A 12,673-nucleotide genomic window follows, 5' to 3' on the forward strand; every position below is an offset into this window, starting at 1 on the left:
ACGAAGTGTTTAACACATTTGTTGTACTGAAGTGAGGAATGCGCGCGCCTAGGGGGAACAATGTGTGGAATTGCCGGATGGATCGGTCGAAGGGCTAAAAATCCACAAGAGCGGGCCGCCAGAATGTCAAACGCATTGCGGCATCGCGGTCCCGATGCCGAAGGCACCGAGATATTGGACCTGAATACCGGCGAGCAACAATTGGCATTGGTCCATCGCCGCCTGGCGATCATTGACTTGGCGCCTGAGTCAAATCAGCCGATGCAGATTGAGGACGGCCGTCTCAAAATAATTTTCAACGGAGAGATATATAACTACATCGAGTTGCGCCAGGAACTGATCGGCCTTGGCCATCAATTTCGAACGCGCTCCGATACCGAGGTGCTGCTCCGAGCCTACGATCAGTGGCGCTTGTCAATGTTCGACCGGCTGAGCGGCATGTTCGCCTTTGCACTCTGGGATGCTCAGAGGCAGGAATTGATCCTCGCCCGGGATCCCTTCGGGGAAAAGCCGCTTTACCTCATGCAAAGCGAAAAATTGCTGCTGTTTGCCTCGGAGATCAACGCATTGCTGTCATCGCAGCAAGATGCTCAGGAACTGGATCTGGATGCCGTGCACGAGTATCTGAACTGGCGTTATGTGCCCGGACCGCGCACGCTTTTCAAACAGATCCGCAAGCTCAATCCCGGAAGCTATGCTGTCTGGTCGCAAGGGGTAGTCAAGGAAACGCGCTACTATACGCCTCCGGACCAGGCGGCCCTGACCGAGCGGATCGACGGAAAAACCGCCAAGCGGCGATTTCTGGAACTGCTCGACCATTCCGTCGAGATCAGGATGCGCAGCGATGCACCTTTTGGGGCCTTTCTCTCCGGAGGGCTCGACTCCTCGGCTATCGTCGCGCTGATGGCCAGGCACAGCGCCACGCCCATTCGCACATTTTCTGTCGGGTTCGACGACGCAGCCTATAGCGAATTTGCATTCGCCCGGCGCGTTGCCGATCATTTCAAGACCGATCATTGCGAACTTGTAATCCAGCCAGGCGATCTGATGGATCACCTGCCGGCGATGGTTCGCCAACGCGGGGCACCTGTTTCGCAAAGCAGCGATATTCCAATTTACCTGATGTCGGAGCGAGCCTCGCAAGACGTCAAGATGGTGCTCACCGGCGAAGGAGCCGACGAGATTCTCGGCGGCTATCCCAAGCATCGCGCGGAATCACTGGCCGGGATCTACCAGTCGCTTGTCCCAGCCTCGCTGCACGATAACGTCCTTTCCCCTGTGGTACGCGCGATGCCGGGCGCGTCGGCCAAGGTCGATACGTTTGCCCGCACCGCGGGCGAAAGGGACTTTGCCGCCCGGATGGTCTCCTGGTTTGGAGCCGTTTCCGCGCAGCAGCGCGCTTGCCTGATCGGTGCATCCGCAAGTCGCCGTTATGAGCACAATGAGTTTCCGTTCTCGTCAAGCGCTGCGGCCTCCCATCTTCGCCGCGTGCTGTTTTTTGATCAGACGTCGTGGCTGCCTGACAATCTCCTGGAACGAGGCGACCACATGATGATGGCCGGTTCAATCGAAGGAAGAATGCCGTTCCTCGATCGCGACCTGGTTTCATTCGTCAGCAAATTGCCCGATCGCTACAGGCTGGGTTGGTTGCATAGCAAGCAGATCCTGCGCGACAGCATGGCCAATATCCTCCCGGAGGAAATTCTCAGCCGCCGCAAGGTCGGGTTCAAGGTACCGGTCGCCGAATGGTTTCGCGGATCGATGAGGAACTACGTGCATGACCATCTTTGCTCGCCTCACTCCGTCATTCGCAGCTATCTGAGTCCGAAACAGCTTGATCAAATCGTCTCCGAACACACCACGCGTGCCGCCGACCACGAAAAGCTGATATGGGCGCTGTTGAATTTGGAGATATTCCACCGCGAATTCAGGCTCGAAGCACCGCCGCGATCGTCGGCCTCAGCCCTTGACCGGTTGACGGCTTGACGCGGCCGACCGCCAGACGTCGCAGATTGCGCCGACAAACGGGGCGAGCTCAAGCCGTTCCCGATGCACGGCCATGGCACCGGCACCAAGCCTTGCCCTCAGTGCCGGGTCCTCCACGAGGCAGCTCAACGCGTCGGTCAACGCTGTAACATCGCCTGGCGGCACCAGCAGCCCGGATTGCCCGTCGGTGATTATGTCTTCGACCGCGCCAACCGGGGTCGCCACCACCGCCAAACCGGCTGCCATGCCTTCGATCACCGACATCGGCAGATTTTCGGCGAAGGAGGGAAGAACCAGAATATCGGCCGAAGAAATCAGCGATGCGACATCGTCAGGTCCCACCCAACCTGGAAAGGCGATCCGGTCTGCAATCCGCAGCGCGGCTGACTTTGTCCGTGCCGCCTCGACTTCGCCATCGCCGGCAATCGTGGCGCGCCAATTCTTGACAGGGCTCATGCGGTGCAGTGCCTCCAGCAATTGCGGTACGCCCTTGCGGTCGCCGATGCGGCCCAGGAACAGGATATGCACATGGTCGCCGCCGCCGACATGCGCCAGCGGCGGGACTTCGGTCGCATTGGGCACGATCACGATATTACCGGCTGCGCCCGGCGCCCGGCTGGCGACGAAATCGCGCCAAAGCCGACCCAAAACGATCACCCGATCGGCATGCTCGAACAAAGCTTTGATACGGCGGCTTATGAAACCGCGGTCGGCTTTCCAGAATGTCTGATACTGCGCCCCGTGCAAATGCAGGACATAGGGTATCGACAGCAGCCGTGCCCAGGCGGCGATCACCATCTTTCGGTAGGTGCTGCCGGAAACTGAGATATTGATGTGAATGACATCGGCACGTCCAGCCACACGCGCTTTAAGCATCCGTAAGCAAAAGCCGAGCATATAGAAGATCGAAAGTCCGACATGCCCCGGGCCACGGCTGGCAAGGAAGCACACATCGATGTCGGCGATTTCTTGCCGTTCGAACTCCTGCTTCAGCGCCCCCATGATGCGGTCGATGCCGCCCTGCCCCGAAACGCCCGACGGCGTCGCGACCAGGACATGTATTTTTCGATCGGATATGAGGCGCTGCAACATGATGGTACCCTAAATAACACAGACTGGGTAACTGCAAAGCAAACGTTCCCAATAAGGTTTACGGCAAATCTTTTAGTTCAAACTGAATCTGTTCACCCTTCGCCGTCATCGCGCTGGATTTTCCGCCAGTCGGCGGCTAGTCGAAGGTGAGTTTTCCAGGGACACGCCCTTGCTGCTCCGTTCCACGCTCATTTATGCTCCGGCGATCCTGCTGACGCGAATTTCGGCGCTGCTCCTGCTGGTCGTCGTGACGCGTTTGATCGACCAGACCGAGTATGGCCTGCTCACTCTGGTGGTGACCGTCGGTGAAATGACCGACATTGCCGTCACCAACTGGCTGCGCATCGCCTTGCTCAGGCTTGGCGGCAAGGGCGAGGTCAGCCGCGGCAGCCTGATGCTGGCGGGGCAGGTGTTGCTTGCGACCACGGCCCTGGCGCTGGTCATATCGGTAGGCGCGTCGGCGGTGATCGTGCCTGAACGCTGGGTCGAGTTCGCGATCGCGGTCTGCGGCTATCTGGTCGCTGGGTCCATCAGCCGCTTCGCCTTGACGGTGCTGCAGATGCAGCAGCGCCATTCGGTCTATTCGATGCTAGAAGCCCTGCGTGCCTTGCTGCAACTCGCGTTACCGATCGGCGCTATCCTTGTCTTTCAGGACAGCTTTCTGACGGTGTCGCTCGGTTCGAGCCTCGGCGCCTTGATTGCCGGCATCGTGGCGGGGATCATGGCATCCCGACGCGTCGTTACCGGTCCGCCGCGTTTCACCCACAGAGACTTCTTTGCGCTCGGTGTGCCGCTGATCATCATGGCGCTGGTTGGGTTCGGGCTCAACAGCGCGGAGCGTCTGTTCCTCAAGTTCTATTACGATGCCAGCGCCGTGGCGATTTTCGCCGCGGCCTATGCGCTGGCCCGCCAACCGATCGATATGGTCGCCAACGCCATCAACATGGGCGCCTTTCCCGAGGTGGTTAGCCGCTTCGACGAGGACGGGCCCGCGGCATCGGGTCGGTTGCTGTCGCAGTTGATGGCCTTGATGATGCGGCTTTGCCTGCCTATTGCAGCGATGCTGGTCGCGCTCAGCGGCAATATCACCGAGCTCATGCTGCCCTCGCAATATCACGGCCGCTTCGGCCTGCTGTTTCCAATCATTGCCTTCAGCGTGCTGTGCGCCAACCTCACCAGCTTCGTCTATGGCGTCGTGGTGCACGCGCACAAGCGGCCGTGGCTGCTGATCATCGCCAACCTCTTCGGCTCGGTGGCAACAATCGCATTGTCCCTGCTGTTGATCCCCCCGATGGCCGAGATCGGCGCGGCTTTGGCGCTTGCGGGCGGCTCGGTAGTGGGCTCCATAACCTGCATTGTCATCAGCGAGCGGCTCACGCCGGTGCCGGTGCCGTGGCGCGACATCGGTGTCTCGGTAATCATCTCGCTCAGCACGGGGGTGGCCGCCAAGCTTGCCAGCATGGTGGCCGGCGACGTGCCGGCGATCTTCTCGCTTGTCGCCGGCGGCACCGCCGGCGCTGCGGTCTTCTTCGGGCTGACCTCGTTGTTCCATCCTGTAGCAGCGACGCAATTCGTCGCCCAGCTGCGGGCGCGGCTGCGGATCGCGTAAGGGGAAGTCCAGGGCCGAGGCCTGTTTGTGAGGGAACGCGAATCTATAAACCGGCGTTTCGGCGCCAGCGACGCTCCCAGAACTCCCGGCAGAGCAGCCCGGCATAGGCAGTGTTGGTATCGTAGTAGCGGCGCCACAAGCGTCGCGGCTCCTGGACGACGCGGAACAGCCACTCCAGGCCGGCCGCTTGTATCAGCCTCGGCGCACGGGCAACCTTGCCGCCATAGACGTCGAAACTGCCGCCCACGCCCATCACGAAGCTTGGGGCGAGTTCATCGCGGTAGCGTTTGAGAAAGCGTTCCTTCCGCGGTGTCGGCATGGCCACCAACAGGCAGTCGGCATCCGAGGCGTTGATCGCCGCGACGATCCCGGCCTCGTCCTCCGGCTTGAAATAGCCGTTGCGCGTTCCCGCTATGCTGAGGCTCGGATGGTCATTGGCAAGTCTCGCTACGACCGCATCGAGAACGTGCTGTTCGGCCCCCAGCAGATACGGCCTGAATCCACGCATCGCGCAGAGGCTCAGCAGATTGATCATGATGTCGACGCCCGCCACCCGCTCGGGCAACGCGACGCCGCACAAACGCGCTCCCCAAAGCACGCCGATGCCATCGACATTGACCACGTCCGCCCCGGCCACGTCGTCGCGCAGTTCGGCATTCTGGCGCATGGTCACCAGCTTGGCGACGTTCACCACCACATGATGCAGCGGCCGCCGCAGGGTCATCGCCTCTTCGGCGATGGCCAGCGTCTCTGCCATGGTCAGCGCATGGATAGGTGCGCCAAGGAACTCCCGGCGCCGTGATGCCAAAAGGGAATGCTGCGCCCATGCCGGGGCGTGCGCGTTCATGCGGCCTGCTCCCTTGCAAGCGGCACTTGTGCGATCTCTGGTTTCTTGCCTTCGATGCGGGCGTCCGGCTTGCGCGCCTTGCGCCACGTCCACAGGCCCCTCGTATCGACGAGCTTCTTGTCCTTGAGCGCTTCGGGGTCGACCAGATTGAATTGCCGATGGTCGACCAGGAGGACGACGATATCGGATTTGTCGATGGCCGAAAGTGCATCGGTGAACACGATGCCCCTGCCCTCGAGCTCGTGCGGCAGCGCATTTGTGTTAGGTTCAGCCGCAATGATCTTCACATTGGGGATATCGGACAGAAGCTTCACCACTTCGACGGCCGGGCTCTCGCGCAAATCGTCGATGTTGGCTTTGAAGCTGAGGCCAAGACAGGCGATCGTCTGTTTGCGGGAGGGATCGAGCAAGGCCTCGATATCCCTGACCACCGACATGGGCCGCTCGGAATTGATCCGGCGTGCCGAAGCCATCAGCCGCGTGCTGTTGGGTGCGGCATCGATGATAAAATATGGATCGACCGCAATGCAGTGACCGCCAACGCCCGGGCTCGGCTGGAGGATGTTCACGCGAGGGTGCCGATTGGCGAGATCGATCACTTCCCATACATTGAGCGACAGATCCTGACACACTGCGGCAAGCTCGTTGGCAAAGGCGATGTTGACGTCGCGGAATGCGTTCTCCGTCAGTTTCACCAGCTCAGCACTTTCGGCCGTTGTCATGAACAGGTCGCCGGTGACGAAGGTCGAATAGAGTGCCGCGGTCCGTTCCGACGATTTGCGGGACAATCCACCGATCGAGCGATCATTGTTGATAAGCTCGGTCAGCACCTTTCCCGGCAGCACGCGCTCGGGCGAATAGGCGACCAGCACATCGGCGTCTTCGCCATGCTGGACAGGAAATTTGAGATCGGGCCGCAATTCGGCAAGCAGCCCGGTCATGATCCGCGTGGTTCCGACCGGCGATGTCGACTCCAATACCACAAGGTCTCCCCGCTTCAGCACTGGGGCGATGCTTCGTGCCGCCGCGAGCACGTAGGTCACGTCCGGCTTATGGTCGTGGGTCATCGGGGTCGGCACAGCGATGATATAGGCGTCCGCCGGCTGCGGCGTGCTGTAGGCCATGAGCTTGCCGTTCGCCACGACCTTCTGGATCAGACCGTCAAGGTCTGGCTCGACGATGTGGATTTCGCCGCGGTTGACCTTCTCGACCACCGCTCCGTTGACATCGACGCCAATGACGTTGAGCCCGCGGCTGGCGAAAATGGCGCAGGTCGGCAGGCCGATATAGCCCATGCCGATTACGGAAACGGTTTTGATTTCAGCCATGATGCAGCAGTTCCTCAACAATCCGGTTACTGGCCCGGCCATCGCCATATGGGTTGTGTCGTTCCGCCATGCCGCGATAGGCAGCCTGATCGTCGAGCAGGCGATTGGCGTTGAACAGGATTTTCTCGACATCGGTGCCGACAAGACGGGCGGTGCCGGCCACGATCCCCTCGGGTCGCTCGGTATTTTCGCGCATTACCAGCACCGGCTTGCCGAGTGAAGGCGCTTCTTCCTGCACGCCACCGCTATCGGTAAGCACCAGATAGCTCTGCTTCTGCAGGTACAGGAACGGCAGATAGTCCTGCGGCTCGACCAGGTGGATGTTCGGCACGCCTTCCAGCTCTGCGTTGACCACTGAGCGCACATTGGGGTTTGGATGGACAGGGTAGACGATCTGCACGTCTCCGCGCGCCGCCAATCCCTTCAACGCCGTACAGATGCGCTGGATGCCGCCGTCGAAATTCTCGCGGCGATGGCCGGTGACGAGGATCATCTTCTTGGAAGGGTCGAGGAAAGGGAAGCGGGCAGCGAGCTTCGCGTTCATCAGCCTGTCGGCATCGATCGCGCTTGAAAAATGCAACAGTGTATCGATCACCGTGTTACCGGTCACAAAGATGGTGCTTTCGGCTTTTCCTTCGGCGATGAGGTTGTCGCGCGCCTGAACGGTCGGCGCAAAATGCCAGGTGGCGATGTCGCCGGCAATCTTGCGGTTCAGTTCTTCAGGAAACGGCGAGTTGACGTTGTGGCTGCGCAATCCTGCTTCGACATGAGCGACCGGGATACGCTTGTAGAAGGCAGCCAGAGCCGCGGCCATCGCCGTGGTGGTGTCGCCCTGCACCATGACGATATCGGGCTTGGCCTTGTCCAGCACCTCGGCCATGCCAAGGAGCACGCGCGAGGTCACGTCGAACAGCGACTGGCCGGGTTGCATGATGTTGAGATCGTGATGCACAGGCAGGCCGGTCAGCTCGACAACCTGGTCGACCATTTCGCGATGCTGGGCGGTTATGCATATTTCGGTGATGAAGCCTGGATGAGCAAGGGCGGCGCGCGCCACTGGAAAGCATTTGAGTGCCTCCGGCCTCGTGCCGAACACGATCAGCAGTTTCTGCCTCGATGGCAGTTTTGGACGTGAAAGGACGTTCATCGCTGATCCTGGTCGCCTGCAGCCTTCGGGACATGCCGACTATTGCCCGCACGAGCTATAATAGCGTCGAGAAGCGCCTTCGTGATCTCAATTCTTAATATATGATTAACAACCAAGGCCGCGTTCTCCCGGCTTAACTCTTGTGAAAGGTTGGGCTGACAAGTAGTCTACGGTAGTAGTCTTGAAAAAGAATATATTGGATTGACTAATATTTTAATCATCGGCCACGCCGACGCATCCCGGCGCTGGGAAAATGAGCTTCTGGCGCGGTTGAGTGCGGCTGGACATGCGGTTTCGAGTAGCCGCGCGCCGACGCCTGAACCCAATGCGCGCGGAATGGATAATGTGCTGGCGCTCGAGGGCCGGCGCTTCGGCCCCTCATTGGCAAGCCGTTCCGAGCCGTTGCGATCCGGCGATACCGGCCCAGTCGATCTTGTAGTCGATCTTACCGCTATCGCCGCCCGACGGGGCACGCCTGTCCTGACGCTCGAATTTTGCGGCCACAGCAGCTTTGCCGCGGGCATGACCGAGATGCTGGCGAGCGGGCGGTTGCCCGAACTCACCGCGCGCCTCGACGGCGTTGCCGTCGCCAGGGCGCGGCCGATGATCAGCGATCGGCTATGGCTCTCCCGGACCAGCAACGACCTGCTCGCCGGCGCCATCTCCCTGATCGCCCAATGTGTCGCCCGCTTTTCCGCGGGCAAACTTGCGCCGATTATTGAGAGCCCGGCGCCGCCCCTGCAGAAAGGCGGATTTATCAGGCACTATCTGCCCTTTTTCGGCAGGGGAATGGTCGACCGCGCGGTGCAAAAACTGCGACGTGGTCGGCGCCCCTTCTATTGGCAGGTTGCTTACCGGCTGATCGACGGTCCAGGCGTCGCCGAGACCGGACGACTCGACGGTAAGCCGTTCACCGTGCTTGCCGATGACGGGCAGCGCTTCTACGCCGATCCGTTCGTTCTCGAGCGCGACGGCCGCCATTTTCTGTTTGTCGAGGAATTTCCCTATGCCACGGGCCGCGGCGTGATTTCGGTAGCCGAACTCGACACCGACGGCACTTTCGGCGTGCCGAAGGTGGTGCTGGAGGAAGCACACCACCTGTCATATCCGCAGGTGTTCGCTCGCTCCGGCGAGATTTTCATGATCCCGGAAAGCGCTACGGCGCGCGAACTGGTGCTCTACCGTGCCGTGCAGTTTCCGGATCGCTGGGTACGCGATACGGTGCTGATGACGAACAGGGATTTCAACGACGCCACGCTGCTCGAATCCGACGGCCGCTTCTGGCTGTTGGGGACTGAGCGGTTCGGTCACGGTAGCGCGTCTGACACGATGGCGGTCTATTCCGCCCCGGCGCTGCGTGGGCCGTGGGCTGCGCACGCGCTCAATCCCGTCGCGGTCGACCACTCCGCCACTCGGCCGGGCGGCGCCTTTATCCGCCAGGAGGGCTCGCTGCTGCTGCCGGTGCAAAACGGCTCAAGAGCCTATGGTGGCGGCCTGGGGTTAATGCGACTGGATCGGCTTGATGATTTCGATATCCGTTTCGAACTGCCCCGCCCAATCGATCCGGGGCCGGCATGGGCCCGCGCGGGCATTCACACGCTCAACCGCGCGGGACGTGTCGAGGTCGTGGACAGCGCCGGCTGACCGGATTTGAGGCCCGTGCTTAACGAGATCCAGCCGGCTTCAATGCCGCGACCGAAGACTGGTCCCTGTAGGCAAGCAGCAACACCACGATGATCGTCATGTCCGGCGTTTTTGACGAAAGCGCGTTGTTCGACAGCGCAGCAAGCAAGAACGTTATGGTGCCGATCCATGCCGGCAGCGGCGCCCCTCGCAGCAGCCGGAAGACAAACCAGAATATCAGCGCTGTAAACAGCAGGGCTATGGGCAGGCCGAAGAGCAAGATGATTACCACAGGCGCGCTTTCGATGTAGGGCAGATGCAGCTTCTGCCTGACGATCGCCAGCAGGTCGTCAACGTTCATGCCGAACAGGATGTCGTTCCAGCTGACTAGTCCGAACACCTGGTAAATGGTCACCCGGGCCATGAAGTTTTCGTCGAAGATGGTGTTGCTGAACCGATTCAGCAGACCGCCCGCAAACAGTACAGCTACGAGCACCGCACCACCGGCGACGGTGAACATCAGTACGACAAATTTGGCCTGCCGCTCGTATTTGAGCGATAGGCCCGGCCAGGGCACGAACAGCAGCAGAATGAGGATTTCCGCCGTCGCGAGCATCAGCGCAGCGCGAGCGCCTGACGCAGCGCAACCGATGAATAACAGCAAGATCGCCATCACCCGCGCCCAAATGCGCCAGTGCGTCAGCGGCACAAATCCGATGGTCGTGGCGCAGAGCGCGCCCAGTGCCAGCGGATGAGCCGACAGGCCAGTTGGCCTGAATTGCAGTTCGTTCAAGCCATAGGGCAACAACCGATGTTGAGTCACCGCCTCGATGGTGCCGATGACAGCGCTCAGGACCGCCATTCCAAGCACGACGTCTCCCAACGCCCGCCGCACCTCTGCATTCAATGCCAGCATCAGCAGGCCTGTGGCGCCGGCCACCAGATAGGTATCGATGATGAAGCCGGAGGAGCCCGCACGGCCGGTAACGAACAAATAAGGCACCAGCGCGAACATCAGCACCGAATAGCGGATCAACGCCTTGAATATTCCAATTTCATCGCCGTGCAGCAAAAACGGCCGGCTGAAAAGAACGATAGGAAGCAGTAGGATGATCGCATAGGTGCCGAAATGCAGCTTTTCGTAGAACGAGCCTCCCTGGGCCGTATAGTCGACGACCATGTTCATCACTTGCGGCGACACCGTAAAGCGAAGCAGGAGCGCGAACGCTGCACATAGGAAAAACAGCAGCGACAGCGCGTTCTGACGGCGCGCTCGACTGGACAACACTCGTTCCGAAGTGGCAGCGGGATAGCTCATGGCCCATCCAAATGGCGATATTCGAACGGCATTCTGGGCAACGAATCCCTTCAGCGTCCGCCAAGCGGACCGTGTGAACGGCAAAATGGGCCAACTTGGAAAATAAGATGTTAACGATGTTTCTGTAGAGCAGGCCAAGCGTAATGATTTAACAAGGGTTGTCACCATGCCTGCCGGTTCCGGCACACCCCCTATCTCCGCGACGGCTTCCAATAACAGTGCATTCGAGCGTATTGCCAATGCACGGCGCAGGGCATTGCTGCAACAGCATGGCCCAGTCGCGGCGCTAAGCTCCGCACCGGTGACGCCGCAACCTCCGGAGCCTGTCGCCACGGTGACCCTGGACAAGATCGGCGATTTTCTCGAGCTCGATTTTCGACGCCTGTTCGTCTGGCTGCGGGCCGGCCTCGCCCTGGCGTTCATGCTGGCGGTAATCGGCGGCATTGTCGGCGGCGCCTATGCATTGCTGAGCAAGCAGCGTTACACCGTCACGACGGAGGTCCTCATCAACCCTTCCAATTTGCAGGTTGTGGAAAACGACCTCTACTCGCAACCGGGCCAGGTCGATAGCCAGCTGCTCAGCACACGCAGCAAGCAGCGTATCCTGACCTCGGGCAACGTGCTTTCCCGTGTGGTGGACGAACTGAATCTGACTCACGATCCGGAATTCTTCGATCCGGACCGGAGCACATCCTCGTCCGGCGCTGTGGCGAAGCCCGACCCGAGGCTCATCGCCTTGAAGAACCTGGCGGACCGGGTAGACGCCATCGCGGATCCGACCTCGTTTGTCACAACCCTCTCGGTATCTGCGGAAACCACCGCCAAGGCGATCCTGATCTCGCAGGCCATAGTCAAAAACTTCCAGGAAGAACTGGCTAAGGCGGAAGCTGCCGGCGCCAGCCGTGCCGCGGCTGCCCTTGACAGCCGGCTTGGCCAACTCAAGAGCGACGTGCAGGCAGCCGAAGAGAAGGTCGAGAGCTACAGGCGCAGCCACAACCTGTCGTCCAGCAATGGGCAGCTCGTCAGTTCGCAGACGCTGACGCAGCTCAATGGCGAAATCGTCGATGCGCAATCGCGTGTCATCGCCGCGCAGGCAAGCTACGACGCCCTGGTTGCCTCCGGTATCAACGGGGCCAATCCCGACCCCACGGTTTCGGAAGCGCTCGCGGCGCTGCGCGACAGGTCAAACAGCCTGCGGCAGCAGATCGATTCACAGTCGATGACCTTCGGTCCGCGCCACCCGACGATTGTCAGGCTCAGGACGGAACTCGAGACCGTCAACTCGCAACTCCGGGCCGAGTTCTCCCGCACCATCGGCACGGCAAAGGCCAGCCTGGACAAGGCCAAGGCCTCGTTGGCTTCTCTCAACGCGAGGATGAACGATCTGAAGAGCAATGTATTCACCGACAGCGAATCCGAAGTCGCCCTGCGTGAACTTGAACGCGATGCCGCCTCGAAGAGAGCGGTCTATGAGAGCTTCCTGTCACGTGCGCGCCAAATCAGCGAGCGCGAGCAGATCGACACCACAAACGTACAGGTGATTTCGACCGCGGTGCCCCCGCCAGCGCGCTCATGGCCCCCGCGCACTGCCCTGGTGGCAGGCGCAGGAGCGTTCGCAGGCTTTGCCCTGGGCATGCTGCTGGCCATCGGCATGGGCATCATCCGCGACATGCGCCGGCCGCCGAACCGATCAGGCCTTGCCGCCAGCCGAGCCTGAAGCAAG

The 12,673-nt window shown here is 60.7% G+C and carries 9 protein-coding genes; 4 read left to right on the plus strand and 5 right to left on the minus strand.

Going from position 1 to position 12,673, the window contains the following annotated elements:
* Window positions 1-60: 60 nt before the first annotated feature.
* Window positions 61-1,986: an asparagine synthase (glutamine-hydrolyzing) gene (gene asnB / locus NKH78_RS25105; protein ID WP_352507201.1), complete on the plus strand. Its 1,926-nt coding sequence runs from the start codon at window positions 61-63 to the stop codon at window positions 1,984-1,986.
* Here the strand turns inward: asnB and NKH78_RS25110 are convergent.
* A complete protein-coding gene (locus tag NKH78_RS25110) occupies window positions 1,960-3,078 on the minus strand; it encodes a glycosyltransferase family 4 protein (protein ID WP_352507202.1) in 1,119 nt (372 codons plus the stop codon). The two genes, asnB and NKH78_RS25110, sit on opposite strands and share 27 nt — an antisense overlap.
* A 169-nt stretch (window positions 3,079-3,247) precedes the next feature.
* Here NKH78_RS25110 and NKH78_RS25115 point away from each other — a divergent pair, with 169 nt between their 5' ends.
* A complete protein-coding gene (locus tag NKH78_RS25115) occupies window positions 3,248-4,687 on the plus strand; it encodes a lipopolysaccharide biosynthesis protein (RefSeq protein WP_352507203.1) in 1,440 nt (479 codons plus the stop codon).
* A 43-nt stretch (window positions 4,688-4,730) separates the two neighbouring features.
* Here NKH78_RS25115 and NKH78_RS25120 read toward each other — a convergent pair whose 3' ends face one another.
* The 3 genes from NKH78_RS25120 to wecB are packed head-to-tail and all read right to left on the minus strand — an operon-like array spanning window position 4,731 to window position 8,009.
* A complete protein-coding gene (locus NKH78_RS25120; protein WP_352507204.1) occupies window positions 4,731-5,534 on the minus strand; it encodes a WecB/TagA/CpsF family glycosyltransferase in 804 nt (267 codons plus the stop codon).
* A complete protein-coding gene (gene wecC, locus NKH78_RS25125) occupies window positions 5,531-6,862 on the minus strand; it encodes a UDP-N-acetyl-D-mannosamine dehydrogenase (protein WP_352507205.1) in 1,332 nt (443 codons plus the stop codon). The genes NKH78_RS25120 and wecC overlap by 4 nt, the downstream gene beginning before the upstream one ends.
* Complete coding sequence (gene wecB / locus NKH78_RS25130; RefSeq protein ID WP_352507206.1) at window positions 6,855-8,009, minus strand: non-hydrolyzing UDP-N-acetylglucosamine 2-epimerase; 1,155 nt, start codon at window positions 8,007-8,009, stop codon at window positions 6,855-6,857. Before wecB ends, wecC begins: the two co-directional genes overlap by 8 nt.
* 201 nt (window positions 8,010-8,210) lie before the next feature.
* Between wecB and NKH78_RS25135 the strand changes: the two genes are divergently transcribed.
* Window positions 8,211-9,653: a glucosamine inositolphosphorylceramide transferase family protein gene (locus NKH78_RS25135; protein WP_352689625.1), complete on the plus strand. Its 1,443-nt coding sequence runs from the start codon at window positions 8,211-8,213 to the stop codon at window positions 9,651-9,653.
* A gap of 19 nt (window positions 9,654-9,672) precedes the next feature.
* Here the strand turns inward: NKH78_RS25135 and NKH78_RS25140 are convergent, their stop codons facing one another.
* Window positions 9,673-11,118 (minus strand): VpsF family polysaccharide biosynthesis protein, encoded by a 1,446-nt coding sequence (locus tag NKH78_RS25140; RefSeq protein WP_352507208.1) that lies wholly within the window; start codon window positions 11,116-11,118, stop codon window positions 9,673-9,675.
* Between NKH78_RS25140 and NKH78_RS25145 the strand changes: the two genes are divergently transcribed.
* Entirely contained in the window at window positions 11,117-12,667 is a 1,551-nt protein-coding gene (locus NKH78_RS25145; protein ID WP_352507209.1) for a GumC family protein, read from the plus strand. The two genes, NKH78_RS25140 and NKH78_RS25145, sit on opposite strands and share 2 nt — an antisense overlap.
* Window positions 12,668-12,673 lie beyond the last annotated feature (6 nt).

It is taken from the genome of Mesorhizobium sp. M0910 (assembly GCF_040319465.1).
In the GTDB taxonomy this organism is placed as follows: Bacteria; Pseudomonadota; Alphaproteobacteria; order Rhizobiales; family Rhizobiaceae; genus Mesorhizobium.

Coding starts and splice junctions, on each gene's coding strand:
- asnB (WP_352507201.1), top strand. CDS start 61: ATGTGTGGAATTGCCGGATGGATCGGTCGAAGGGCTAAAAATCCACAA.
- NKH78_RS25110 (WP_352507202.1), bottom strand. CDS start 3,078: ATGTTGCAGCGCCTCATATCCGATCGAAAAATACATGTCCTGGTCGCG.
- NKH78_RS25120 (WP_352507204.1), bottom strand. CDS start 5,534: ATGAACGCGCACGCCCCGGCATGGGCGCAGCATTCCCTTTTGGCATCA.
- wecC (WP_352507205.1), bottom strand. CDS start 6,862: ATGGCTGAAATCAAAACCGTTTCCGTAATCGGCATGGGCTATATCGGC.
- wecB (WP_352507206.1), bottom strand. CDS start 8,009: ATGAACGTCCTTTCACGTCCAAAACTGCCATCGAGGCAGAAACTGCTG.
- NKH78_RS25145 (WP_352507209.1), top strand. CDS start 11,117: ATGCCTGCCGGTTCCGGCACACCCCCTATCTCCGCGACGGCTTCCAAT.
- NKH78_RS25140 (WP_352507208.1), bottom strand. CDS start 11,118: ATGGTGACAACCCTTGTTAAATCATTACGCTTGGCCTGCTCTACAGAA.